The sequence below is a fragment of the Streptomyces sp. NPDC001536 genome (assembly GCF_042894505.1).
Lineage (GTDB): Bacteria > Actinomycetota > Actinomycetes > Streptomycetales > Streptomycetaceae > Streptomyces.
The window spans coordinates 484,624-509,702 of the sequence record NZ_JBIAVQ010000004.1 but is presented as its reverse complement, the minus strand read 5'-3'; the positions used below and the strand labels follow the sequence as shown (position 1 = coordinate 509,702).

At 71.5% G+C, this 25,079-nt stretch carries 24 protein-coding genes; 8 read left to right on the top strand and 16 right to left on the bottom strand.

Annotation, left to right across the window (positions count from 1 at the left end):
- Positions 1-109 precede the first annotated feature (109 nt).
- The 10 genes from ACFY0U_RS15300 to ACFY0U_RS15255 all read right to left on the bottom strand — a co-directional run bounded on the left by ACFY0U_RS15300 (position 110) and on the right by ACFY0U_RS15255 (position 9,109).
- A complete protein-coding gene (locus tag ACFY0U_RS15300) occupies positions 110-532 on the bottom strand; it encodes an NUDIX hydrolase (protein WP_388635294.1) in 423 nt (140 codons plus the stop codon).
- A gap of 25 nt (positions 533-557) precedes the next feature.
- Positions 558-1,658: a CHAD domain-containing protein gene (locus ACFY0U_RS15295; RefSeq protein ID WP_388635292.1), complete on the bottom strand. Its 1,101-nt coding sequence runs from the start codon at positions 1,656-1,658 to the stop codon at positions 558-560.
- Positions 1,639-3,996 (bottom strand): RNA degradosome polyphosphate kinase, encoded by a 2,358-nt coding sequence (locus tag ACFY0U_RS15290; protein WP_388635290.1) that lies wholly within the window; start codon positions 3,994-3,996, stop codon positions 1,639-1,641. Before ACFY0U_RS15290 ends, ACFY0U_RS15295 begins: the two co-directional genes overlap by 20 nt.
- 151 nt (positions 3,997-4,147) lie before the next feature.
- Positions 4,148-5,020 (bottom strand): hypothetical protein, encoded by an 873-nt coding sequence (locus ACFY0U_RS15285; RefSeq protein WP_388635288.1) that lies wholly within the window; start codon positions 5,018-5,020, stop codon positions 4,148-4,150.
- Positions 5,017-5,163, bottom strand: coding sequence for a hypothetical protein (locus ACFY0U_RS15280; protein ID WP_388635286.1), 147 nt, complete (start codon positions 5,161-5,163; stop codon positions 5,017-5,019). The genes ACFY0U_RS15285 and ACFY0U_RS15280 overlap by 4 nt, the downstream gene beginning before the upstream one ends.
- Positions 5,160-5,978, bottom strand: coding sequence for a hypothetical protein (locus ACFY0U_RS15275; protein WP_388635284.1), 819 nt, complete (start codon positions 5,976-5,978; stop codon positions 5,160-5,162). Before ACFY0U_RS15275 ends, ACFY0U_RS15280 begins: the two co-directional genes overlap by 4 nt.
- Complete coding sequence (locus tag ACFY0U_RS15270) at positions 5,975-6,802, bottom strand: ABC transporter permease subunit (protein ID WP_388635282.1); 828 nt, start codon at positions 6,800-6,802, stop codon at positions 5,975-5,977. The genes ACFY0U_RS15275 and ACFY0U_RS15270 overlap by 4 nt, the downstream gene beginning before the upstream one ends.
- Positions 6,799-7,770 (bottom strand): ABC transporter permease, encoded by a 972-nt coding sequence (locus tag ACFY0U_RS15265; protein ID WP_388635280.1) that lies wholly within the window; start codon positions 7,768-7,770, stop codon positions 6,799-6,801. The genes ACFY0U_RS15270 and ACFY0U_RS15265 overlap by 4 nt, the downstream gene beginning before the upstream one ends.
- Positions 7,767-8,666, bottom strand: a complete 900-nt coding sequence (locus ACFY0U_RS15260; RefSeq protein ID WP_388635278.1) for an ABC transporter ATP-binding protein — start codon at positions 8,664-8,666, stop codon at positions 7,767-7,769. Before ACFY0U_RS15260 ends, ACFY0U_RS15265 begins: the two co-directional genes overlap by 4 nt.
- Complete coding sequence (locus ACFY0U_RS15255; protein WP_388635276.1) at positions 8,663-9,109, bottom strand: GntR family transcriptional regulator; 447 nt, start codon at positions 9,107-9,109, stop codon at positions 8,663-8,665. The genes ACFY0U_RS15260 and ACFY0U_RS15255 overlap by 4 nt, the downstream gene beginning before the upstream one ends.
- Before the next feature lie 134 nt (positions 9,110-9,243).
- Here ACFY0U_RS15255 and ACFY0U_RS15250 point away from each other — a divergent pair, with 134 nt between their 5' ends.
- The 5 genes from ACFY0U_RS15250 to ACFY0U_RS15230 all read left to right on the top strand — a co-directional run bounded on the left by ACFY0U_RS15250 (position 9,244) and on the right by ACFY0U_RS15230 (position 14,077).
- Positions 9,244-9,783 (top strand): RNA polymerase sigma factor, encoded by a 540-nt coding sequence (locus ACFY0U_RS15250; RefSeq protein ID WP_388635274.1) that lies wholly within the window; start codon positions 9,244-9,246, stop codon positions 9,781-9,783.
- Positions 9,784-9,969: 186 nt separating this feature from the next.
- Positions 9,970-10,782: a zf-HC2 domain-containing protein gene (locus ACFY0U_RS15245; protein WP_388635272.1), complete on the top strand. Its 813-nt coding sequence runs from the start codon at positions 9,970-9,972 to the stop codon at positions 10,780-10,782.
- Positions 10,779-11,639, top strand: a complete 861-nt coding sequence (locus tag ACFY0U_RS15240; RefSeq protein WP_388635270.1) for an ABC transporter ATP-binding protein — start codon at positions 10,779-10,781, stop codon at positions 11,637-11,639. Before ACFY0U_RS15245 ends, ACFY0U_RS15240 begins: the two co-directional genes overlap by 4 nt.
- Positions 11,636-13,153 carry an ABC transporter permease gene (locus ACFY0U_RS15235; RefSeq protein ID WP_388635268.1) on the top strand — a complete coding sequence of 506 codons (1,518 nt, stop codon included), beginning with the start codon at positions 11,636-11,638 and terminating at the stop codon, positions 13,151-13,153. The genes ACFY0U_RS15240 and ACFY0U_RS15235 overlap by 4 nt, the downstream gene beginning before the upstream one ends.
- A 285-nt stretch (positions 13,154-13,438) precedes the next feature.
- On the top strand, positions 13,439-14,077 hold the full coding sequence (locus ACFY0U_RS15230) for an ABC transporter (protein ID WP_388635266.1): 639 nt from the start codon (positions 13,439-13,441) through the stop codon (positions 14,075-14,077).
- Positions 14,078-14,244: 167 nt separating this feature from the next.
- Here the strand turns inward: ACFY0U_RS15230 and mshD are convergent, their stop codons facing one another.
- A complete protein-coding gene (gene mshD, locus ACFY0U_RS15225; protein WP_388635264.1) occupies positions 14,245-15,171 on the bottom strand; it encodes a mycothiol synthase in 927 nt (308 codons plus the stop codon).
- 158 nt (positions 15,172-15,329) lie between these two features.
- Here mshD and ACFY0U_RS15220 point away from each other — a divergent pair, with 158 nt between their 5' ends.
- The 3 genes from ACFY0U_RS15220 to ACFY0U_RS15210 all read left to right on the top strand — a co-directional run bounded on the left by ACFY0U_RS15220 (position 15,330) and on the right by ACFY0U_RS15210 (position 19,429).
- Complete coding sequence (locus ACFY0U_RS15220; protein WP_388635262.1) at positions 15,330-17,138, top strand: bifunctional metallophosphatase/5'-nucleotidase; 1,809 nt, start codon at positions 15,330-15,332, stop codon at positions 17,136-17,138.
- A 216-nt stretch (positions 17,139-17,354) separates the two neighbouring features.
- Positions 17,355-17,486, top strand: a complete 132-nt coding sequence (locus tag ACFY0U_RS15215) for a hypothetical protein (protein ID WP_388635260.1) — start codon at positions 17,355-17,357, stop codon at positions 17,484-17,486.
- Positions 17,487-17,569: 83 nt separating this feature from the next.
- Positions 17,570-19,429: an ABC transporter ATP-binding protein gene (locus ACFY0U_RS15210; protein WP_388635258.1), complete on the top strand. Its 1,860-nt coding sequence runs from the start codon at positions 17,570-17,572 to the stop codon at positions 19,427-19,429.
- Positions 19,430-19,437: 8 nt separating this feature from the next.
- Here the strand turns inward: ACFY0U_RS15210 and ACFY0U_RS15205 are convergent, their stop codons facing one another.
- From ACFY0U_RS15205 to ACFY0U_RS15185, 5 genes are all read right to left on the bottom strand, one after another.
- Entirely contained in the window at positions 19,438-20,142 is a 705-nt protein-coding gene (locus ACFY0U_RS15205; RefSeq protein WP_388635256.1) for a PH domain-containing protein, read from the bottom strand.
- Complete coding sequence (locus ACFY0U_RS15200) at positions 20,143-20,589, bottom strand: hypothetical protein (RefSeq protein WP_388635254.1); 447 nt, start codon at positions 20,587-20,589, stop codon at positions 20,143-20,145.
- Positions 20,590-20,637: 48 nt separating this feature from the next.
- The gene (locus tag ACFY0U_RS15195) at positions 20,638-22,704 is read right to left on the bottom strand and encodes a pectinesterase family protein (RefSeq protein ID WP_388635252.1); all 2,067 of its coding nucleotides are present in this window, start codon (positions 22,702-22,704) and stop codon (positions 20,638-20,640) included.
- A 189-nt stretch (positions 22,705-22,893) separates the two neighbouring features.
- Positions 22,894-24,339 carry an ATP-binding protein gene (locus ACFY0U_RS15190; protein ID WP_388635250.1) on the bottom strand — a complete coding sequence of 482 codons (1,446 nt, stop codon included), beginning with the start codon at positions 24,337-24,339 and terminating at the stop codon, positions 22,894-22,896.
- Entirely contained in the window at positions 24,336-25,073 is a 738-nt protein-coding gene (locus ACFY0U_RS15185) for a response regulator transcription factor (protein WP_388635248.1), read from the bottom strand. The genes ACFY0U_RS15190 and ACFY0U_RS15185 overlap by 4 nt, the downstream gene beginning before the upstream one ends.
- Positions 25,074-25,079 lie beyond the last annotated feature (6 nt).

Below are 25,079 nucleotides of genomic sequence, written 5' to 3'. Positions count from 1 at the left end.
CAGATCAGGTGAAGGCGCCGACTGGCGTAAATGAACGGCGGGTGAACCCCTGAGGACGGTGCGGTGAGGTCACGGAACGCTTACGTCGAGGACACGGGGTGATTCCGGACTAGGCCAGGTGCAGCGAGGCCAGGAGAGAGTCCACCAGCGTGCGGTCCCTCGGCTGGGTCAGACGGTTGCGGGCCGCCGTCGGAGAGAGCCACAGGATGCGGTCCACCTCGTCGTTCGGGGCGAAGGCGCCCGCCACGGCCTCGGCGGCCCAGTAGCGGACCTGTTTGGGACGGCCGTTCGCCAGATAGCGCATCGTGGGGAGCTCGGCGCCGGTCGACGCCCGGTAGCCGGTCTCCTCCGCCACCTCGCGCAGGGCACCCGTCAGGGGGTCCTCGCTGCGCTTCAGCTTGCCCTTGGGGTGGGACCAGTCGTCGTATTTCGGCCTGTGGACGAGGCATACCTCCAGCTCACCGTCGAATGGCGAGCGGCGCCACAGGACGCAGCCCGCCGCCTGGACGGTGCTGTTGTCGGGAGAGCTCACCGAGGGCTCACCGCCTCCGTGTCGGCTACGAGGTGCTGACGGTTTCCATCTGCCACGAACGCTGGAAGGCGAACCTGGCGGCTTCCACTTCGTGGCGCTGATCGGCGTGGAGCACACCGAGGGCGTAGGCGGTCGCCGGGGCGATCCGGGGCGTGCGGGCCGCCTGCGCGGCGGCCGCGGCGGCCTCGGACGCGTCGCGGTGCCGGTCGAGTGCCTCGCCGGCCGCGAGCAGACGTACGTCGGCGAGGTCGCCGTGCAGGACCTCGCGGGCGTACCGGTGCAGCCGCAGCAGCAGGCGGACCTGGTGCCAGGGCGCGTCCTGGGGGTGCGGGGCCGGGTCCGGGGAGAGGCCGTGGATGAGGGCCTCCGCGTTGTAGGGGTGGCCCGCGGTGACCAGGGGGAGGGCGGCGACGGCGTCCTTGAGGCGGTCCTGGGCGGCCTGGGCCAGCGGGCGGAGGTCGGTGGCGGGGGCCGCGAGGGTGAGGGGCACCTCGCTGGCCAGTACGGCGATGTTGTCGGCGACCGCGTGGAAGCGGGAGGAGCCGAGGGCCTGGAGGGCGGTGGAGTGCGCCCGGGTACGGGCCAGGGTCAGCTGGCGGTCCAGCAGGGCGCCCGCCTTCGCCGCGCCCACCGTGAGGTTGCCGCGGTCCGGCGCGGGCGTCGGGTGGGCCGCCGCCCCGGCGCCGCCTGCCACGCCGGGCGCACCCGCCGTGGCGGACCCGCCCGTCCCGCCGACCCCCTGCGCCGGGAACACCGTCGCCCCCGACAGCCGGTGCAGCGCGAGCAGCAGCCTTTCCAGCCGCGCCTCGCACGCGTGCTCCGACGCCAAGGTGCCCGACACCCACGCCAGTTCCGGCCGCATCCGCTCCGACCAGTCCGTCTCCAGGAGCGGCCGGAAGGTGTGGAGGCTGCCGCTGATGCGGCGGGCCGAACGGCGCAGGGCCCGGGCCGCGTCGACGGGGGGCTCCGCGCCGTTGCTCGCGGCCGCACCGGACTCCCGGTGCAGCCGCAGGGCGCGGAGGAACTCCGTGGCCTGGGCCCGGAGATAGCCCGCGAGGGCGTCCCCCGTCACCGGCCCGACGCGACTGGACCCGGGTTCCGTCGGTTCAAGGTGTTGCTGTGCCACGCCGGCGCCTCCGGGCGTCTATGAGCATCTCCTGGACGTTGCGCAGCGGCTGGCCTTCCGCGTCGGTCGCGTGCCGCTCCCACTCGCCGTCCGGGCCCAGGTGCCAGGAGGACGTGGTGTCGGACATGCCCGTCTCCAGCAGACGGTTGAGCGCCGCGCGATGGGCCGGGTCGGTCACCCTGACCAGCGCCTCGATACGGCGGTCGAGGTTGCGGTGCATCATGTCGGCGCTGCCGATCCACACCTCGGGCTCACCGCCGTTGCCGAAGCCGAAGACCCGGGAGTGCTCCAGGAAGCGGCCGAGGATCGAGCGGACCCGGATGTTCTCCGACAGGCCCGCCACACCGGGGCGGATCGCGCAGATGCCGCGCACCCACACGTCCACCGGCACCCCGGCCTGGGACGCGCGGTAGAGCGAGTCGATGAGCGCCTCGTCCACCATCGAGTTGACCTTGATGCGGATGAACGCGGGACGTCCGGCACGGTGGTGCTGGACCTCCTTGTTGACCCGCGAGATCAGCCCGTCGCGCAGGGACTTGGGGGCCACCAGGAGGCGGCGGTACGTCTCCCGGCGCGAGTAGCCGGACAGGCGGTTGAAGAGGTCCGAGAGGTCCGCGCCGACCTGCGGGTCCGCCGTCAGCAGGCCCAGGTCCTCGTAGAGCCGGGCCGTCTTGGGGTGGTAGTTGCCCGTGCCGACATGGCTGTAGCGCCGTAGCGTCTCGCCCTCCTGGCGGACCACCAGGGACAGCTTGCAGTGGGTCTTCAGGCCCACCAGGCCGTAGACGACATGGCAGCCCGCCTCCTCCAGCTTGCGCGCCCACTTGATGTTGGCGTGCTCGTCGAAGCGGGCCTTGATCTCGACCAGGACGAGGACCTGCTTGCCGGCCTCGGCGGCGTCGATGAGGGCGTCGACTATGGGGGAGTCGCCCGAGGTCCGGTACAGGGTCTGCTTGATGGCGAGGACGTCCGGGTCGTCGGCCGCCTGCTGGAGGAAGGCCTGCACGGACGTCGAGAAGCTGTCGTAGGGGTGGTGCAGCAGCACGTCACGGGCGCGCAGGGCGGCGAAGATGTCGGGCGCGGACGCGGACTCGACCTCGGCCAGGTCGCGGTGGACGCCGGCGATGAACTTCTTGTACTTGAGCTCGGGCCGGTCCAGGGAGGCGATACGGAAGAGACCGGTGAGGTCCAGGGGACCCGGCAGCGGGTACACCTCGGCCTCGGAGATCTTCAGCTCGCGCACCAGCAGGTCCAGGACCTCCCGGTCGATGGACTCCTCCACCTCCAGGCGCACCGGCGGCCCGAAGCGGCGCCGCATGAGCTCCTTCTCCAGGGCCTGGAGCAGGTTCTCGGCGTCGTCCTCCTCGACCTCCAGGTCCTCGTTCCTGGTCAGGCGGAAGGCGTGGTGCTCCAGCACCTCCATGCCCGGGAACAGCTCCTCCAGGTGCGCGGCGATGACGTCCTCGATGGGGACGTAGCGGCCGGGGGAGCTCTCCAGGAAGCGGGACAGCAGCGGCGGGACCTTGACGCGGGCGAAGTGGCGGTGGCCGGTGACGGGATTCCGTACGACGACCGCCAGGTTCAGCGAGAGACCCGAGATGTACGGGAAGGGGTGCGCCGGGTCGACCGCCAGGGGGGTCAGGACCGGGAAGATCTGGTGCCGGAACAGGGTGAAGAGACGGGCCTGCTCCTTCTCCTGGAGCTCGTTCCAGCGGACCAGGTGGATGCCCTCCTCCGCGAGTGCGGGGGCGACGTCCTCGTGGTAGCAGGCTGCGTGCCGGGCCATCAGCTCACGGGAGCGGGCCCAGATCATCTCCAGCACCTCGCGGGGCTGGAGGCCGGAGGCGGAACGCGTGGCGACGCCGGTGGCGATACGGCGCTTCAGACCGGCCACCCGGACCATGAAGAACTCGTCCAGGTTGCTGGCGAAGATCGCGAGGAAGTTAGCCCGTTCGAGGAGGGGCGTGTTCGGGTCCTCGGCGAGTTCCAGGACGCGCTCGTTGAAGGCGAGCCAGCTGCGCTCCCGGTCGAGGAAACGACCCTGCGGGAGGTCGGGTCCGTCGAAGGGCGACTCCTCGTACGCGTCGAGGTCGGCGTCGATGTCGGGTTCCAGGTCGGACACCGCCGCGGCTACCGTGTGCGGGCGGTGCGCGGCTATGGAGCCCACGGAGGGCTGCGCGTGCTGGACCTGTGCTGCCTGGGTGTTGGGCTGGCTCATGGACCCATTGTTCCGCGCCATGGGCGAGACAGGCGCGTCGGAGAGCGCGGGCGGGAGCGCGGCGACTCCGTTCCGCGCGTGTCCCTCGGGGGGCGGCGAAGGCTCGGGCACGGCGGGCTTCATTCGCCGAGCGTCGCAAGCCCGTCTGAACCGTTGGTTACGGAGACATGGCGTGTGGGACACCGGGGGGCGGATCCCGGGCATCTACACGGCCCGACGGATGTCCGGACCGTACGTCCCCCACCCCCGTGGGAGGACGTACGGTCCGGAGGCTCTAGGCCGTGCGGCGGCGCAGCAGCAGGAAGGCGGCGGCGGTCGCGGCGGCGGCGACGGCGAGGAGGAGGCCGGTCTCGACGTACTGGAGGGGCCAGAAGTGGGACCGGGGGTGGTACCTCAGGACCGTCTCGTTCGCCGACCAGTCGACCTGGTAGTACGAGCGGGGCGGTTCGAAGGCGCCGGCGCGGGTGAGCGTGGGCCACAGGTCCGTGCGGAAGAGGTCCACCGCGTTGTGGAGGACCAGACAGGCCGCGAAGGCCACCCCCGCGCCGGCCAGGGCGCGCCTGGTCAGCAGTCCGGCGAGGGCGCCGAGGGCGAGGCCCGCGAGGGCGTACGCGACGACGGCCGGGCCGGTGGCGATGAACACGTCGGGGTAGTACCAGTCCCCGACGAGGTCCGGGTCGCCGTCGTCGCGCGCCCAGATGTTCAGTACGGCGATCGCGCCGGTGCCGGCCGCGATCAGGACCGCCGGGACGGTGAGCTTGGCGGCCAGCCAGCGGGCCGGGGTCACGCCCTGGGTCCAGGCCAGCAGAGCGGTGCGGTTCTCCAGCTCGCGGCCGAGGACGGCGCCGGACCAGCCGGCCACGGGGAACATGACGAGGGCCAGCGCACCGGTGACCAGGGCGATCCCGTCCCGGTACGTCGCGTCGGCGGTGATCGCCTCGACGGCCGAGCACAGCGGCAGACCGCTCTGCTGCGGTACGGCACAGGCGCTGACGCCCTTGCGGGCCTCGTCCGCGAGGGAGTGCAGCCAGACCAGGTACAGCGCGGCGGCGGCCAGTGCCGTGAGCCACAGGACCAGTGCGGCGCGGTGCGGGCGCAGCACACCGCGGACGGCGGGCGCCGCCGTGGGGACGGAGAGCACGCTCATGCCGCGGCCCTCGTTCCCCGGCGCAGCAGCCAGAACGCGGTGCCGACGGCCAGGGCCGCGACCGCGAGGGTGAGGCCGGTCTCGACGAGCTGGAGGGGCCAGAAGTGGGAGGCGGGGTGGTAGTCGGTGAAGTAGCCGGTCACGTCGTGGTCGGTGAGGCACTGGGCGCTGTCGCCGCACAGGGGTCGGGGATGCGCTCGCCCGTGGAGGTGAGGGCGCCCTGGCCGCCCCACAGGGCGTTCTCGGGGGTGGTGTAGTCGTCCAGGGTGCCGGCGGCCGTCTCGTAGGGCCACAGCCGCGGGGTCAGCATGCCGGTGGCGGTCTGCGTCAGCGCGGTGACCGCGAGGGCCGCGGCGAGGGCCGGCAGCGCGCGGCGCAGCACGAGGCCCGCGAGGGCGCCCACGGCGAGGGCGAGGAGGGGCTGCGCGATGCCGACCGTGCCGTTCGCGGTGAAGGGGCCGTCCTCGTACCACCCCCAGCTCAGCGGGAACTCGTTCGCCGTGAAGACCATGCGGTGCAGCAGCACCAGCACGGTCGTGCCGACGGTGAGCAGGGCGGCGGGGACGGTGAGCTTGGCGGCCAGCCAGCGGACCGGGGTCACGCCCTGGGTCCAGGCCAGCCGCGCGGTGCCGTCCTCCAGTTCGCGGCCGACGAGGGCGGCGCCCGCCCAGGCGGCGACGAGCAAGGGAGTCCAGTAGATCGCCCACTCGGCGAGCTTGACCGCCCGGTAGTAGTCGTTGAGCGTGGTGTCCCAGTGGCAGGTGCGGTCCTGGGCGGGGCAGCTCTCGCGCCACGCGGCCGCGGCGGAGTCCGCCCCGGGGCCGTACGCCCACAGGAAGGTCAGCGCCGCGGCGACGACCAGCACACCCCAGACGATCAGGGCGGTGCGGTGCAGGCGCAGCACCGCGCGGCCGGTGGCCGGGGGACGCGGTGGCGCCATGGCGACGGTTGCGGTCATGCGGGGGACTCCTGGCGGGGCGTGCGAGCGGGGCGGGTGCGGTGTCTGAGCAGGAGGAACGCGGCGAGGGTGGCCAGGGCGGCGACGGCGAGGACGATGCCGGTCTCGACGAGGTGCAGCGGCCAGTAGTGGGACTGCGGGTGGTAGGTGCCGTATCCCGTCGACCAGTCGTTGTTGTGCGCGGTGCCGGTGACGGCGGGCCAGTACTCCTCCCGGTACTTCTCCACGTACCGGTTGAGCACGATGACCACGGCGACGGCGATGGCCGCCGCGGGCAGCGAGCGGCGTACGACGAGCGCGGTGAGCGCGCCGACGGCGAGGGCGCACAGTCCGTACGCCACCACGAGCGGGCCGCGGGCGGCGAACACGTCGGCGAAGCTCCAGTCGTCGCCCATCAGGTCGCGGTGCGCCGACCAGGCCCAGCGGAAGACGGGCACGAAGAGCGCGCCGCCGGCGATCAGGACCAGCGCCGGCACCGCGAGCTTGGCGGCCAGCCAGCGCGTCGGCGATATGTCCTGCGTCCACGCCAACCGCGCGGTCCCGGACTCCAGTTCACGGCCGATCAGCGCGGCGGACGACCAGGCGGCGACCGCCCAGAAGCTGTAGTACATGAAGGTGCTGACCCAGCCCATCGGGCCGCTGTAGTCGCGCGAGGCCCCGAAGCCGCAATAGCGCGCGGAGGTGTCCCGGCAGGCGTCCAGTGTCGCCTGTACGTCGTCGGCGGTGACCTCGGTCAGCCACACCAGGTAGGCCACCGAGCCCAGTACGAACGCGATCCACACGATCAGTGCCGTGCGGTGCAGCCGCAGCACGCCCCGGATCATGAGACGGCCCTCGTGCGTACGGCGGTCACGCGGAACGCGGCCAGGGCGAGGAGGGCGGCGACGGCGAGTACGAGGGCGGAGGCGGTCAGTTGGAGGGGCCAGTAGTGGGAGAGCGGGTGGTGGTCGTGGTACCAGCTGACGGCGCCGACCCGGTCGTAGAGCCGCTCGCACTCCGGGGTGATCGTGCTGCCGCAGAACGGGTCGGCGAGGCGCTCGCCGTCGGCGGTGAGCAGACCTGTCGACACGTCCACGCCATTGCCCACGGGCAGGTCGCCCTCAAGGCTCGACACGCTGGTCACCGGCGTCCACAGGTGTGGCAGGGCCTGGTGGACACCGGCCCACAGCGCGCCCACGGCGACGACGGCGGCGCCCAGCGCGGCCAGCGAGCGGCGCAGGAGCACGCCCGCGAAGGCGCCGGCGCACAGACCGGCCAGGGCGAGGGCGACGGTGACCGGGCCGCCGGCGTAGAAGGTGGGCGGGTCGTACCAGGACTTGGCGCTGCCGATCCTGCCCTCGGACGCCCACCACACCTTGTGGTGCAGCAGCACCAGGAGGCCGGTGCCCGCGGTGACCAGGACGGCCGGGAGGGCGAGCTTCGAGAGCAGCCAGCGGGTCGGGGTCACCCCCTGGGTCCACGCCAACTGCGCGGTGTGCTGCTCCAGTTCGCGGCCGGTGAGCGCGGCGCCCGCCCAGGCGGCGACGAGGAAGGGGACGGCCAGGACCGCGATGGTCGCGTAGTCGTAGATGTCCTTGTAGCGCAGGACCGCGGCCTGGTCGTACAGGCAGGGACCTGTCGACGCGCAGGCGTAGTGCTGCTGCCAGGCCTCGGCGGACGCGTCGGCCAGGGGGCCCCACAGACACAGCAGCGTGCTGCCGAGCCCGAGGATGACGACGGTCCAGACGAGGAGCGCCGGGCGGTGCAGCCGTATCAGCCACCGGCTCAGATGGGGCGCGGTGAGAGCATTCACGCGGAGACCTCCTCGGCTCCGGACGGGGCCGTCTTTCCGGCCGCCTCGGGGTTGCGCAGGTAGGAGAGGACCAGCTCCTCCAGGGAGGGCGCGCTGGTGCGCCAGTCGGCGGGGAGCGGGGCGGTCGGGCGGATCAGGGCGGACAGCTGGCGGCCCGTGGTGCGGGACTCGACGACCGTGTGCGGGGCGAGGACGGTGTCCGCGGATGCCGACACGCGCGTGTGCGTCTCCAGCAGCTCGTCGATCTCCCCGGCGAGACGGACCCGGCCGCCGCCGATCAGCAGCAGGTGGTCGCAGGAGTCCTCCAGCTCGGCGACGACGTGTGAGGACATGACGATCGTGGTGCCGTGCTGGGCCGCCTGGGACATCAGCACGCCCATCAGCTCGTGCCGGGCCAGCGGGTCGAGGTCGGCCATCGGCTCGTCCAGGAGCAGCAGTTCGGGCTTCTTGCCGAGCGCGAGGGCGAGCGCGACCCGGGTGCGCTGGCCGCCGGACAGGGCGCGGACACGGGCCTTGGGGTCGAGCTCGCCGCCGGCCACGATCCGCTCGGCGGCGCGCGCGTCCCAGTGGCCGGGGTTGAGGTCGGCGCCCATGCGGAGCGTCTCGGCGACGCTGAGCTGGGGATAGAGCGGCTTGTCCTGGGCGACGAAGCCCACGCGTGCGCGTGCCTGGCCCGCGGGCCCGCCGAGGACGGAGAGGGTGCCCTCCGTCGGGGCCATGAGGCCGGCGGCCAGGGCGAGGAGGGTCGACTTGCCCGCGCCGTTGGGGCCTACGACGGCGCAGACGCGGCCGGTGGGGAGCGTGAAGGTGCAGTCGCGCAGGGCCCATCCGGCGGACCGCCGCAGCCGGCCGAAGCGCTTGCCCACCGCGGCTGCCTCAAGGGCGGTGTCGGTCATGAGGGGTCCCCCTGGCTGTGCCGGTCCTGGTGGTGCTCGTCCAGGCCCTGCCGGCCCTGGCCGTGTGCGTCCAGGAAGTGCTTGTCGAGTACGGCGGTGAAGAGTGCGGCCACGTCGTCCCGGTCGAGGCCGGCCGCCCGGGCCCGCTGGGTCCATCCGTCGAGCTCGGTGTGCAGGGGCGAGTCGGCGGGGGCGGCGCCGAGTCCGCGGCGCACGAAGGTGCCGAGACCGCGCCGGGCCTCGACCAGTCCCTCGCGCTCCAGTTCGCGGTAGGCCTTCAGGACCGTGTTCGGGTTGATGGCGGTGGCCTCCACTACCTCGCGCGCCGTCGGGAGCTTGTCGCCCGGTTCCAGGTGGCCCAGCCGGAGGGCCTGCTTGGTCTGCTGGACGATCTGGACGTACGTGGCGACCCCGGAGTGCCGGTCGATGCGGTACTCGACCACCCGTGCACCACCCTTTCACTAATTGAGTAGTGAAAGGGTGGTGCAAGGGGGGTGGCAAAGTCAAGCGGCGCCGTCCGAAAAAAGCGGGGCCCGCTCCGTGAACCGATCGGCGGGGCTCGTGCGATGAGGGTGATGTGAGCGAGACGAGAAGCGACGGGGAGCTGCTGCGGGCCGCGGCGGACGGGGACCGGCGCGCCTTCGAGGAGCTGTACCGGCGGTTCGCGCCGTGGCTGACGGCCAGGCTGCGCGGCCGGTGCGCCGACGCCGGGGTCGTCGACGACGTGGTGCAGGAGACGTTCCTCGCGATCTGGCGGGGCAAGGCCCGCTACCGCGAGGACGGCGATGTGGCCGGGTGGCTGTGGCGCATCGGGTCACGGCGGCTGGTCGACTCGCTGCGCGGCGACGGGGCGCGGGGGAGGCTGCGGCAGGCACTGGCCAGGCTGCGGCACCGGGACGAGGCGTCCGCGGAGGAACGCGTGCTCGCGGGGGTCGAGCACGGAGACCTCGCGGGCGCCCTGGTCCGGCTCTCACCCGAGCTCCGGGCGGTCCTCCAGGCGACGGTCATCGACGGGCTGACCACCCGCGAGGCGGCCGTCGTCCTGGGGATCCCGCCGGGGACGGTCAAGACGCGGGCGATGCGGGCCCGTAAGCAACTGCGGGAGGCGCTGGCATGAGCGGGCACGTGAGCGATCGGGGTCCGCGGGGCCGCGAGCGGGTGCGGGAGGTGGCGGTATGAGCGGGCAGGTGAGCGATCGGGGTCTGCGGGTGCCGCGAGCGGGTGCGGGGGGTGGCGGTATGAGCGGCCAGGTGAGCGATCGGGGTCTGCGGGGCCAGGAGCGGGTGCGGGAGGTGGCGGCGGCATGACGTGGCATGTGGACGAGCAGGATCTACGGGCTTACGCCCAGGGCGAGTTGGCGGCGCCGATGCTGTGGTCCGCCGACACCCACCTCGTCTCCTGCGCGCGGTGCCGGGAGGTGCTCGCCTCCGTGAGTCCTTCCGTGGACGCCGGCTGGGCGCGCCTCGACGCCGAACTCGACGCGCCCAAACGGGGGTTGTTCGAAGGGCTGCTCGTGCGGCTCGGGGTCGCCGACCACACCGCGCGGCTGCTCGCGGCGACCCCGGTGCTGCGCCGGTCGTGGCTCGCGGCGGTGGTGTTCGTGCTGGTGACGACGGTGGGGGCGGTGTACTCGGCGGACTCGCCGACGCTCTTCCTCGCCCTCGCCCCGCTGCTGCCCCTCGCGGGTGTGGCACTGGCGTACGGGCCCGCGCTGGACCCGACCTACGAGATGGCGGTCGTCAGTCCGGTGCACGGATTCCGGCTGCTGATGATCCGCACGGTCGCCGTGCTCACCACCGTCCTCGGCCTCAACGGCCTGGCGACGCTCGCACTGCCCGCCTACGGCCTGCGCGCCCTGGCCTGGCTGCTGCCCGCGCTCGCCCTCACCGCGACCGGCCTCGCGCTGACCCCCCGGCTCGGCCCGGTCCTCGCGCCGTCCCTCGTCGGCGGGGTGTGGATCGCGCTGCTGGTCGTCGCGGACGCGAGCGGTGACGGACCGCTCGTGCCGTTCACAGCGGTCGGCCAGGGCGCCGCCGCCGCGGTCGCCGCGCTCGCGGTCGGACTGCTCTACCTCGCACGTGACCGTTTCGACGTCTCCCACAGGAGTGCCGTATGACATCCACCGTCTCCGCCTCGGGGCTCAGCCTCCATTACGGCGGTACCCGAGCCCTGGACGACGTGTCGCTGCGGCTGACGCGGGGCGTCACCGGGCTGCTCGGTCCCAACGGGGCGGGAAAGACCACCCTGTTGCGGGTGCTGGCCACCGCCGTGCCCGCCGACCGGGGCGCCTTCACGGTGCTCGGACACGACCCGGGGACCACGCGCGGGCGGCAGGAGGTGCGGCGCCGGCTCGGTTATCTGCCCCAGACCCCCGGTTTCCACCCGGACTTCACGGCCTTCGAGTTCGTCGACTACGTGGCGATCCTGAAGGAACTCACCGATCGCGCCGCCCGCCACCGCGAGGTGCGTCGGGTGCTGGACGAGGTCGACCTGGGCGATGTGCGCGGCAAGCGCATCAAGAAGCTGTCCGGTGGCATGCGGCAGCGGGTCGCGCTGGCCGCGGCGCTCGTCGGCGACCCCGGCTTCCTCGTCCTGGACGAGCCGACGGTCGGCCTGGACCCCGAACAGCGCATGCGGTTCCGGGAGCTGATCGCCCGGGCGGGCGAAGGGCGCACGGTCCTGCTGTCCACCCACCAGACGGAGGACGTGGCGATGCTCTGCCACCGGGTCGTGGTCATGGCGACCGGCGGGGTGCGCTTCGACGGCACTCCCGCCGAGCTGACCGCGCGGGCCGCCGGACGGGTGTGGAGCAGTACGGAACGCGATCCGGGGGCGAAGGCGGGGTGGCGCACGGGCACCGGCTCCTTCCGCAATGTGGGGGACCCGCCCGCCGGTGCCGAACTCCTCGAACCCACCCTGGAGGACGGCTACCTGCTGACCCTCGACGGCGCGGGCGCGGAGGTGGCGGCATGAGCGCGGTGATGGAGACGGCCCCGCCCGTCGAGCGGACCGAGTCACGCGACTCCTGGGCCGCGGTGCTCGTCCTCGCCCGGTTCGAGGCGCGGCGACTGCTGACGAGTGTGCCGGTGATCGTCGGCTTCCTGGTGTACGTCGCCTGGATCGTGTGGCAGGCCCGGGACTACGCGGACGGGTATCCGGCCCTCCAGGACGTGGACCGTGCCACCCAGGGCGGCCCGCTGCTGGTCGGCCTGGCGGTGCTGCTCGCCGTGAACCAGGCGGTGCTGCGGTCCGCGCGCCAGGACACGGAACGCCACTTCGGGGTGTTGGTGATGGGGGCGGGGCGGCGTACCGCGGCGCATCTGCTGTCCATCGTGCCGGCCGTCCTGCTCACCGCGGTCTGTGTGACGGGACAGTTCGGCTGGGAGGCCCTCAAGTCCGCCGCGCTCGGGCGCGGTTCGGTCGGTGAGCTGCTGGTGGGGCCGCTGACGGTGCTGCTGTTCGGAGCGGTCGGCGTGCTGATGGCCCGGCTGGTGACCTCGACCTTCGCGGCTCCGCTGCTGGTGGTGGTCTTCCTCTTCCTGTTCGTGCTCGGCACGGGGCTCGGGGGCGACGCCAGCTGGATCCGCTGGCTGTACCCGGTCGTGGGCGAGATGAGCAGCAACACCCTGCCCTCCGACCTGATCGGCCGCCCCGCCCTGTGGCACGCCGTCTATCTCGCCGGCCTCGGGCTGAGCCTGGCGCTGCTCGCGGTGCTGGTGGGCGGCGGTCGTGCCCGCTCCGCACGGGTCCTGTTCGTCGGTGCGCTGGCCCTGACGGTGCTGGGCGGGACCGGCCAGGCGCAGGGAGTCTCGTCGGCGACGACGGCGGCGCGGGAGCGGGTGACGTTCCACCCCGAGCAGGTGCAGACCTGTGTGGAGCGGTCCGGGTCGCGGTACTGCGCCTTCCCGGAGTGGCGGGGCCGCACGGCGGACTGGGCCTCGGTCGTGGACCAGGTGCAGTCCCTGGCGGGTGGCACGGCACACGACCAGCGCCTTCTCGTACGCCAGCGGATAGACGCCACCTACGGCCTCGACGGCGACGCGGCGATCGCCCCGGCCAAGACCGCCCACCAGGTGACCGTCGGCACGGCCTGGGGCGGCAACCGCGTCCCGGAGTTCTCGACCGCCGTCGCCGGCGTGCTGATCGCGGGCGACGAGAACGCGGCGAGCGAACTGTGCGACGGCCGCATGGTCACCCTCATGTGGATCGCCCTGGCCTGGGAGTCCGACCCGATCGCCCAGCTGAGGCACGTCCGCCTCGACGACAGCGTGACCGGCTCGGCGATCGTGCTCTCCCCGACCAACCCGCTGTCGATGACGGAGGGTCAGACCACGGTCGTCCGCGAGCTGCTTGAGCGGCCGCGGGGCGAGGTCGAGGCGAAGGTGAAGTCCCAGTGGTCGCAGCTGACCGCACCGAAGGTGACGACGGCGCGGGTGGGGGAGCTGCTGGGCGTGGACGCGAAGGTGAAGGCGGACTCGTGTGACTGATGCGGGCGGGGCTTGACCGCCCCCGGGGTCAGGGAGGGGTCGGCGGGTCGGGCTGCGACGCGGTGCTCCGTCCCCCCGGGTCGGGCCGGGCGAGCGCGGTGCGCCCCCGGGCCGGGGAGAGGTCCGCGATGCGCTCCGGGTCGGGCGGGCCCGCAGGGTGATTGACAGATCTGTCCCACAGATGGGGCCGGTCACCTGCGGGTTTTGCTTTACGGGGTGGGACGGATCTGCCAATCGTGGGCGTCGAAAGGAGAGGGGCTCGGTGGTGGAGTGGAGAGGGTGGGGATGAGCGTGGTGGTGGGGCGGGCGATGGTGGGTCACGTTCTGCGGACCATGCCGTGGCGGGCGTTGGGGGCCGCCGGGGGTGTGGGGCTGTTGCTCGCGGGGGCGGCGCGGTGGCTCATCGACGGGGACGAGTGGCTGGCGCTGAATCTGCTGCGGGCGACCGCGCTGGCCTTCGGGCTGGGACTGGCGTTCCTGCTGGACGACCCGGCGCGGGAGACCACCGTCTCGGTGCCGACGACGCGTCCGGTGCGGCAGGCGCTGCGGGTGGGACTCGTCGCTCCGTTCCTGGCGCTGGGGTGGGCGGTGGCGGTGCTGCTCGTGCCGGAGGAGATACGGCCTCCGGTGGGCGACGTCACGTTGGAGGCGGCCGGGACCTTTGTCCTCGCGCTGGCGGCGGCCGCGGTCGCCGTCCGGTTCACCGAGGTGGCGGAGCCGGGGCAGGGGGTGGCCGCGGCGGTGCTCACCTCGGCCGTGGCGATCCCGCTGGTGCTGCCGGGGCGGTGGGCGATGTTGGTGGGGGTGCGGGACGAACGGTGGGCGGCGTCCCATGAACGATGGGTGTGGGTGCTGGTGGGGGCGGCGGTGGTGTGGGTGGTGTGCGGGCCGGAGCGGGTGCGCCGGCGGGCGTCACGGGCCTGATCTCGCCCTCGCCGCCCCTACCCGTCCCTGGGGGCTGGGCCTCCGGACCCCCGCTTCGGCCCTGGACGGGCCTCGTCCTCGAACGCCGGACGGGCTGGATATGGCTGAGCTGAATTCAGCCCCTCCGGCGTGGCGGGGGCGAAACCCACCCGGCGCTCACCCCCGGCTCACGTCTCCGTGCGGTACATCAGGTCCGTCTCATGTGTCACGAACCCGAGCCGCTCGTACACCGACACCGCCGCCTTGTTGTCCGCGTCGACGTACAGCATCGCGGTGGGCAGCCCCTGCCCCGCCAGATGCCGCAGGCCGATCGTGGTGAGGGACTTGCCGAGCCCCCCGCCCTGCGCGCCCGGCTTCACGCCGAGGACGTAGACCTCGCCCAGCTGCTCCGTGGCGTGCACCTTGGTCCAGTGGAAGCCGATCAACTCGGCGCCGCGGAAGGCGAGGAAGAAGCCGGACGGGTCGAACCAGGGCTCGGCCATGCGGGCGTCGAGGTCGCGCTGGACGAGGGAGCCCTGTTCGGGGTGGTGGGCGAAGGCGGCGGCGTTGACGGCGAGCCAGGCCGCGTCGTCCTGGCCGGGGACGAAGGTACGTACCGTCACACCGTCCGGGAGGACCGGGTCGGGCAGCTCCAGGCCCGTCAGCGGCCGCCGCATCTGCCGCAGCTCACGGAAGAGGGTCAGACCGAGGACCTGGGCGAGATGCCGGGCCGCGGAGTGGCCGCCGTGGGCCCACACCCGCAGCCGCTTGCCGGACGCGGCGAGGAGGGCGGAGCCCAGCGCCCGGCCGTGGCCGTGACCGCGGTGCGCGGGATGGACGACCAGTTCGGCGGCCGGTGCCTCCACCGGGTCGGTGTCCTCCAGTTGGGCGTAGCCGACGAGTTGGTCGTCGACGGTCAGCAGCAGATGGGACACGCCTTCGCGTGCGCCACCGCGCAGTTGCAGCCGTCCCTGCTCCGACACGGCCTGCTGCCCGTCGCTGTGTACGGCCTCCGCGAGGAGCGCCAGCACCGCTTCGGTCCGGTCCGGAGAGAGCGCCGAGTAGGTGTCGATCGAGCGGGAGGTGCCACGCCGTGCGGTGTCGTCGCTGGTCATGCGTACGAGGGTACGGGGAGGACCCCGCAAAGTGGGGGCAAAGGAAAGGGCAAAGGGAAACCAGGATGTAACCAGGAAACCCCTGTCGCGCTACGCGCGTTGACTCTAGGCTGCGCCGGACGGGGCCCACTTGATTCAGACATCCCACAGGGGGGCGTATGCCAGCCATGTCCCAGCCTCACCACCGCCGCAGACGGACCGTCCGTCTCCTCGCCGCGGCCGCCGGTCTCGCGACCGTCGGCGCTCTCGCCGCCGCGCTGCCCTCGACGGCCGCAGCGGACGAATCAGGCAAATCGGTTGGTAAGGGGCCCAGTCGCTACCAGGACGTGCAGTTGCTGTCCTTCAACGACCTGCACGGCAACCTGGAGCCGCCGTCCGGTTCGTCCGGCCGGGTCACCGAACTCCAGGCGGACGGCACGACGAAGACCATCGACGCCGGTGGTGTCGAGTACCTGGCCACGCACCTGCGCGAGGCGCGAGCGGGCAACAAGTACTCCATCACCGCCGCCGGCGGTGACATGGTCGGTGCGTCCCCGCTCATCTCGGGCCTCTTCCACGACGAGCCCACCATCGAGGCGCTCAACGGCCTCGACCTGGACGTCACCTCCGTCGGCAACCACGAGTTCGACGAGGGCGCCAAGGAACTGGCCCGTCTCCAGAAGGGCGGCTGTCACCCGACCGCCGGCTGCTACACGGACGAGGAGTTCGAAGGGGCGAACTTCCCGTACCTCGCGGCCAACGTCCTGGACGAGAAGACCGGCAAGCCGATCCTCAAGCCCTACTGGGTCTGGAAGAAGAAGGACGTCAAGGTCGGCTTCATCGGCGTCACCCTGGAGGACACCCCGGGCGTCGTCTCCGCCGAGGGCGTCAAGGGCCTGAAGTTCAAGGACGAGGTCGAGACGATCAACAAGTACGCCAAGGAGCTCCAGCGCCAGGGCGTCAGGTCGATCGTGGCCCTCATCCACGAGGGCGGGGCCCCGGCCTCGGCGTCGTACAACTACAACTGCGACTCCCCGGGCGCCGGCGACGGCATCTCCGGCCCGATCGTGGACATCGCCAAGAACATCACCCCGCAGGTCGACGCGCTGGTGACGGGTCACACCCACGCCGCCTACGCCTGCACCATCAACGACCCGGCGGGCAACCCGCGCACGGTCACCTCGGCCGCGTCCTTCGGCCGTCTCTACACGGACACCACGCTGACCTACGACCGGTGGACGGGTGACATCGCCCGTACGGCCGTGAAGTCGGCGAACCACGTGGTCACCCGGACCGTCGCCAAGGCGACGGACATGACCGAGCTGATCAGCAAGTGGAACACCCTCGCGGCGCCCATCGGCAACCGCGCGATCGGCTACATCTCCGCCGACATCCCGAACACCGGCACCGAGTCCCCGATGGGCGACCTCATCGCCGACGCGCAGCTCGCCTACGGCAAGCAGCTCGACCCGGAGACCGACCTCGCGCTGATGAACCCGGGCGGCGTCCGCGCGGGCCTCACCTACGCGGCCAAGGGCACCGAGGGCGACGGCGTGGTGACCTACGCCGAGGGCTTCACCGTCCAGCCGTTCTCCAACACCGTGAACCTCCAGGACTTCACCGGCGCCCAGCTGATCCAGGTCCTCCAGGAGCAGGTGAGCGGCTCGAACCTGGCCTCGCCGAAGATCCTCCAGCCCTCGTCGGGCCTGACGTACACGCTGGACCTGACGAAGACCGGCGCCGAGCGGATCATCGTCGACACCATCCGGCTCAACGGTGCGGCCATCGACCCGGCGGCCACCTACCGCGTCGCGACCAACAGCTTCCTCGCGGGCGGCGGCGACGGCATCACCACGCTGGGGCAGGGCACCAACGACCTCGTCGGCACGGACGACCTGGCGGCGCTCGAGCAGTACCTGCTGGCCAACTCCTCGGCCACCAGCCCGATCGTGCCTCCGGCCGCGAACCGGATCACGATCGTGAAGTAGTTCCACCGAGCAAGCCCGAAGAGGCGGTCGCGTCATATCGACGCGGCCGCCTCTTCGCGTATTAAAACCTGTGTGAGGGCGGGTTTGGTTCCTGGATATTCCTGAAAAGTTATCTCAGGCTCAATTCATCGAGGTCTAAGCGGAATTGGTCTTTTTCCCTTTCGGGGGCCCGTAACGTTTTCCATGTCGAAACCGAACGGCACGAAGGAGAAGGAAATGAGCTTCCACAAGATTGCCCCCGTCGCCAAGAAGAACACCAAGCCCGCCCCGGCGCCTAAGGCCCAGCACAAGAAGGCCGCGCCGAAGAAGGCCGCGAAGACCCGTCCGGTCTCCCGCAAGGGCTGCTGACGCCGAACCGACGAGGCGGGGCCACCGACAGGGACTCGGTGGCCCCGCCTCGGGCATGTCCGCCGTATTTCGAGGGAGCACACATGAGGGAAGTCCGTGAGGCCTTCCGCCGCTTCTGGCCGCTGACCCGCGGTGACCGCAAGTGGCTTGTGGCGATCGTCGGATGCGTGGTGGTGTCCGCGCTCGCCGAGACCGCCTCGATCCTGCTGTTCGCGCACCTGACCGACACCGCGCTGAAAGCCGGTTCGCTGTCCGCCTTCTGGGGTCCGGCCGGTGCCTGGCTCGCCGTCGCCGCACTCGGCGCGCTGGTCGGATATCTCGGCAACTCGCTCGCCACCTGGACCGCGGAGAGATTCGTGTTGCGCCTGCGGGCCAAGGTGTTCCGGCATGTCCAGGACCTGCCCCCGCATTTCTTCCAGAAGCACCGCCAGGGCGACCTCGTCGAGCGGCTCACCGGGGACGTCGAGGCCATCGAGCAGATGGTGGTGTCCGGCGTCGTCGGGACCGTCGCGGCCGCGTTCTCCGCCGTTTTCTATTCCGCCGCCGCCCTCTGTCTCCGCTGGGACCTCGCCCTCGTCACCTTCCTCCTCGCGCCCCTCTTCCTGCTGGCCGCCCGCCGTTTCGCCGGCCGTATCAGGACCGCCTCCCAAGACGAGCGGATCGCCGACGGCGCGATCACGTCGGTGGTCGAGGAGTCGCTCGGCAATGTGGTGCTGACCCAGGCCTACAACCGTCGCGCCGACGAGGAGAAACGGCTCGACCGCGAGGCCCGCGCCTGGATGAGGGCGTCCGTGCGCGGGGCCCGGCTCAGCGAGATGTACGAGCAGTTCGTCGAGGTCGTCGAGACGGTCTGCGTCCTCGCCGTCATCGGACTCGGCGTCTGGGAGATCTCCGCCGACCGTATGACCCTCGGTCAGCTGCTCGCCTTCGCCGCGTTCATCGGCTACCTCTACCCGCCGGTCCGCAACCTCGGCCGGCTCGGCCTCACCCTCACCGCCGCCACCGCGGGCGCCCGGCGCCTGAACGAGATCCTCGACGCCGAACCCGCCGTCACCGACCCCGCCGAACCGGTCCGGCACTGGCCGGTACGCGGCTGGGTCAGCGTCCACGGCGCCGGCTTCCGCTACCCCGGCGCCGCCAGGGACTCCCTCGACGACATCACCTTCCAGGCCGCCCCCGGCGAACTCGTCCTCGTCACCGGCCCGAGCGGCGCCGGCAAGTCCACCCTCGCCAAATTGCTGCTCCGCTTCTACGACCCCTCGTCCGGGGTGCTCTGCCTGGACGGCGTCCCGCTGTCCGACGTACCCCTGGAATTCCTCCGCGAGAACGTGGCGCTGCTCCCGCAGGAGACGCTTGTCCTGCACGGCACGATCCGCGAGAACATCGCGTGCGGCCGCCCCGGCGCGAGTGACGAGGACATCGAGCGGGCCGCGCGGGCAGCCGCCGCGCACGAGTTCGTCGCCGAACTCCCCGAGGGCTACGACACGGTCATCGCCCCCGGTACCGCCGCCCTCTCCGGCGGCCAGCTCAAACGGATCGCCATCGCCCGCGCGATGCTGCGCGCCGCCCCCGTCCTGATCCTCGACGAACCCACCACCGGCCTCGACTCGGTGGCCGTCCGCCGCATAGTGAAGCCACTGCGCCGGCTCATGTCCGGCCGTACGACGATCATGATCACCCACGATCTCAGCCTCGCCCCCGACGCCGACCGCGTGCTCGTCGTGGCCGAGGGCCGGCTGGTCGAGGCCGGTACGCACGACGAACTCGTCGAGCGCGGCGGGATCTACACCCGCCTGGCGTTGCCGGACACACCGCGCCCCAGCAGCTCGTCCACCTCGACGGGCTTGGCCAGACAGCCGCCGACGCCGTTGTCGAGCGCGACCAGGACGGCACCAGGTCCGGTCGGCCAGCAGAATCTTCCGCGCCATCCGAACACGGTGTGACGAAGGCCTTAAGGATGTCGGCGGGCGCTCCAGAGCTGGAGGACGGCGAGGAGGACGAAGGCGGCGAGGGGGGCGTAGAGGATGTAGAGAATCAGCGAGGGCTCGCCGTTCGTGGTGGCCATGAGCACCCCCCACAGCAGGAAGTCGCACATGAAGACGATGAAGGCCCCATAGAACGCACGCACCCAGGCCCTGGCACGGGCGGCCCGCTTCCGGATGAGTGCCTCGACGGCCGGCCGCGGCTCGAAGGGGGCGCCGCGGTGGCGGCCGGCGGCCCCCAGCAATCCGGCTACCTCGCTCCACGGGTCTGCGAGCTGCCGGTCGTCGACGTGCGGGAGGCCGTGACGGCGGCCGTCTTTGAGGTACAGGTACGTGACGAAGTTCTGTCCCGTGTAGTTCGCGCCGCGTGGCAGCGGCTCGACCCGCAGGTCGTAGATGTCGTGCCAGGCCCGGTGCCGCTCGGCGAAGGCACCGCGCACGGTGATGCCGTCGGTGGTGACGAGCGTGCATGACCGCCGCAGCCTCAGCACCATCCAACCGGCCGCCAGCACCGCGGCGAGCAGGAAACCCACCCGTACCCACAGGGGAAGCGAGTTCGATGTTTCCGCCACCCGGACGAGGGGGTTCAACAACAAGCAGCCCACGATGACGATGAACCTGCCCGGTATCTTGCGCCGCTTGCGGTACTCCCGCTCGACCTCCAGACCGTCCACCTACGCCACCCCCCGGCCGCTCGCCAGGACACCCCGCAGGAACTCGGTCTCGGCGTGGAAGTCGGTCACACACCGGTCGTTGACGAAGGGCAGCACGGTCCGGCGGCCCGCCGAGTCGTACAGGCAGGCGACGAACCGGAAACTGGAGCCCGCGGGAGCGTCCTCGACGCGCAGGTCCCGGATGTCGTGCCAGGCCCACCGCCGCGAACGCAGGGCGCCGTACGAGATGATCCCGCCGGACCGTACGACGGTACGGGACCGCAGCAGGGCCAGTGCCAGCCAGCCGTCGGCCATCAGCAGGACCGTCACCAGGGCCACCGCGGGCCAGAACGGCACGCCGTTGAGCAGCACTTCCCCGACGCCGGCCGCGAACAGGAGCACGACGGCGCCGAGCGCCCGCCACGCCGGCCCCCGTCTTCGGTACTGCCTGATGATGTCCCCGCCCATGAACCCTCCCTGATCATCCGGGGTGATCGTAGGGCGGGGACCTGTGCGTCAGGAAGCGGTGGGTGTCCAGTCGCCGAGCCAGTCCGCGATCTCCTGGCCGGTGGCCTGGGAGTCGGTCAGCTGCGGTCGCTCGCTGCTCGCGCTGCCGGAGCCGGCGCCGGTGTTCTTGTACTCCGCGAACCGGTCGTCCTTCCAGGAGAAGCCGCCCATGTCCGACCAGGGGTTGGGCCTGATCGCGGCGCTGAGGCTGGTCTCGCGGACCGTGGTCTGCGGGTCGACGGCGGTGTCGCCGCCGGGGTGCCAGTTGCGCCCGAGGGAGAAGCTGGCGTTGCTCACGTCCCCGTTGACCGTCGAGCGGGTGATGAGGATGCCCTTGCGGTTGGCCTCGGTGCTCGGCGCGGTGATGTATCCGCCGGAGCTGCCGTCCCAGCGCTTCTTCAGCGTGATGATCGACCGGTCGAGGACGGCGGTGCCGCGTCCGAAGATGAAGTCGACGTTGCCGATGACGTAGGAGTTCTTGACGTAGACCCGGCCGAGGGTGCCCTTGGCCGCGGTCTCCATCTCCAGGGTGTCCTGGTCACCGCTGACGATGATGCTGTCGAGGAACACCTTGTCGGCCGCGGTCAGCAGGGCCACGGCCTGGTGCCCGGCGACGGCCTGGTTGGCGGCCTCGTCGAAGTCGTTGGAGACGCTGAGGTTCCGCAGCTGTGTGTCGTCCGCCTTGATGCTGACGGTCGCGCTGCCGGGTGTCCCGTACCCTCCCGACCCGTCGGGCTTGGGCATCCCGGCGGCGTGCCCCTCGACGATGAGGGTGTCCTTGCGGCTGGCCCCGGTTCCCACGATCGTCACATGCGGCTTGTTCGCGGGCACGGTCACGGCCTCGCGGTACGTGCCCGGCTTGACCTGGATGACCACGCGCGAGGGGTTGTTCGCCGGTACGGCGTTGATGGCGGCCTGCACGGTGGAGTACTGCCCGGAGCCGTCCTTGGCGACGGTGAGGGTGGTGGCAGCGGCGGCCTTGGTGGTGGCGGCCGTCGTACCGATCGAACCGCGCGGTCCCGCACCGGACTTGAGCAGGGCGGGCACATCGGCCGTCTTGTCGAGGGTGTAGCCGTAGTACGTCTTCGGGTCGAAGGCCGTACCGCCGCTCTCGTTGCGCCCGCTGGTGCCGACGAAGGTGTTCCCCCGCTGCACGATCGTCGCGGTGCTGTCCTTGATGACGGGGTTGTTGACGCCCTGGAAGTAGGAGTTCTCCAGCACCATCTTGGTGGCGCCGCGCGAGTAATTGCCGTACGACGACTTGATGTCGGTGCCGGCGACGTCCTCGAGGAAGTTGTTGTACAGGTGCGCGTGGGCGGCGTTGTCCGTCGACGGGTTGCGCTGCTCGGTCTCGCGGATCCAGTTGTGGTGGACGGTGATGTCGGTGACGACGTTCTCCGTCCACCCGATGCCGAACGCCTTGTTGTCCTGGCTGAGCTTGTTCCAGGAGACGGTCACATAGGTGCTGTCCTTGCGGACGTCGATGAGCCCGTCGGCCATGTGCCGCAGATCGTTGTGGTCGATCCAGACGTGATGGGCGCCGTCCATCTGGATCGCGTCGAAGTCGTGGTCCTTGTCGTTCCAGATGCCCTGGTAGGCGTCCCGGATGGTCAGGTTCCGGATGATCACGTTGTGCACACCGGCCCCGAGGAAGAAGCCACCGCCCACGATGTGCCCGGAGGTCCCGGACCCGACGATGGTCTTGTTGCTCTGGACCTTGATCTCTTTGCCGACCGGGTTCATTTTGATGGTCGCGGCGACGACGATGACGTACGGCTCGGCCGCGGTCGCGTACTTCTCCAGGTCGGCGAGCGTCTTGACGGTGACGATCTGCCCGTCGCGCCCGCCGTAGGTCCCGTTCTGCCCCAGGGCGTTGACCGAGGCGAAGCCGTCGGCGGCGGCGGTCGCCCACGCGGGGGCCGCGGAGGTCGCTGCGGACGCGGAGGACTGGGCGTCGTCACCGAAGAGCGGGCTGTAAGCGAGCACGCCGGCCGAGGTCAGGGCCAGGGGGATACCGGCGACGAGCGCGGTCTTGCGCCGACGGTGCCGGGGGCCCCGGCTGCGGGTGTCAGTCACGGTCTGCTTCCGATCGGATCAGGTGTGGAGGGGGGTGTGGAACACCTGACTGTCGAAGCTGTGCGCGAAAAGGTTGCCGGTGCGCGGAAGTTGGCCGGGTGATCGGCGGATCCGTCCCACTTGGCTGGGACCAAAGGGCAAGTGGGCGGAAGACGGACAGCGGACGGATCCGCCAACCGCCGGCCACGTCTACGGCGTGGGGGTGGGGTCCTCGGGGGGTGGCTTCGGGGCGCCCGGGAGGGTCACGGTCGCCACCGTGCCGCCCTCCTTCGCCCGGGTCAGCGTCACCTTGCCGCCCGCCTGTTCCACCGTGCGGGCCACGATCGACAGGCCCAGCCCTGAACCCGGCAGTGCGCGGGCGCTCGGGGAGCGCCAGAAACGGTCGAAGACATGGGGGAGTTCGTCCTCGGGGATGCCGGGACCGTGGTCGCGGACGGTCAGGACGCCGTCGGGGGCCAGCCGGACCTCGATGGAGCCGCCCTCGGGGCTGAACTTCACCGCGTTGTCGAGGATGTTGACGACCGCGCGCTCCAGAGCGGCGGGTTCGGCGCGGACGTACCAGGGCTGGAGGTCGGCGTCGATGGTCAGCTCGGGTCCACGCAGCCGTGCGCGACGCAGCGCGGACTCGACCGTCTCCTCCAGCGAGACGACCTGCACCCGCTCCCCTCGCTGCCCCTCCGACCTCGACAGTTCCTGCAAGTCGCCGATCAGCGCCGCCAGTTCCGTCATCTGCGCCTTCACCGAGGCGAGCAGAGCCTTCCGGTCCGCCTCGGGGATGGGGCGGCCGGTCTCCTCGCTGCGGGTGAGGAGCTCGATGTTGGTACGGAGGGAGGTGAGGGGGGTACGGAGTTCGTGGCCGGCGTCCGCGATCAGCTGCTGCTGGAGCTCGCGGGAACTGGCGAGGGACGAGGTCATCGAGTTGAACGACCGTGACAGCCGGGCCACTTCGTCCTCGGCGTCCTCCTCCACGGGGATCCGGACGCTCAAGTCCTCGGTACGGGCCACGTGTTCTACGGCCTCGGTGAGCTTGTCGACGGGACGGAGGCCGGCGCGGGCGACGGCGAGACCGGCGGCTCCGGCACCGAGGACTCCGACGCCGGAGACGAGGAGGAGGATGAGGGCGAGTTCGTTGAGGGTGGACTGGGTGCCCTTGAGGGGCGTTGCCAGAACGAGGGCTGCGGGTCCTTCGGACGTGGTGAGGGGGAGCGTCAGCACGCGGAGGGCTTCCCCGTCCTCAGAGGTGCCGTTGTGGAAGGCGCCCTTGTTACCGCCGTTCTCGATCAGCTGCCTGTCGATACCGGAGACCTTGACCTTGCCTGCCGCGAACGCGTTGACGCAGACCGTTCCGTCCTGCTTGACCACCTGGAAGTAACTGTTGGCCGTCGGGAAGTTACGGCCGTCGGTCTGCGGCTCCTCGTAACACGTGGTGAGGACGCTCTCGATCTGGTCGTCGAGCCGAGGCGGCGCCACCATCTTCTTCAGGTCACCATCGACCTGGTCGTACAACTTCCCCTGCACGATGAACCAACAGGTCACCGAAACCGCCGCCACCGCGAACGCCACCGCCGCCGCGACCAGCAACGACAACCGCGCCCGGATGGGAAGCGTCCGGAACCGGTGCAGGACCCTGTTCACTCGGCCCCGCCCTGTCGCAGCACATACCCCACACCACGCACCGTGTGCACGAGCCGAGGCTCTCCACCCGCCTCCGTCTTGCGGCGCAGGTACATCACGTACACGTCCAGCGAGTTGGACGACGGCTCGAAGTCGAAGCCCCAGACCGCCTTGAGGATCTGCTCACGGGTCAGCACCTGACGCGGATGCGCCATGAACATCTCCAGCAGCGTGAACTCGGTACGGGTCAGCTCCACCGGCCGCCCGGCACGGGTGACTTCCCGCGTCGCCAGATCCATGCGGAGGTCCGCGAAGGTCAGCGCCTCGTCCTCCTGGACCGCACCGGCACCGGCCGCCGCCGCGTACGAGCTGCGCCGCAGCAGCGCCCGGACGCGGGCGAACAGCTCGTCCAGCTCGAACGGCTTGACCAGGTAGTCGTCGGCGCCGGCGTCGAGACCCGTCACCCGGTCACCGACCGTGTCCCGGGCCGTCAGCATCAGGATCGGCGTCGTCGTGCCCGCACCCCGCATGCGGCGCGCGGCGGTCAGTCCGTCCATGCGCGGCATCTGGATGTCGAGGACGACCAGGTCCGGCTGGTACGCCGTCGCCTTCTCCAGCGCGTCCGCGCCGTCGACCGCGACCTCGGTGTCGTATCCCTCGAAGGCGAGGCTGCGCTGCAGCGCTTCGCGCACGGCCGGCTCGTCGTCGACGATCAGGATGCGCTGGGGGTCACGGTCGCCATCGGCGGGGCTCATCGCTCG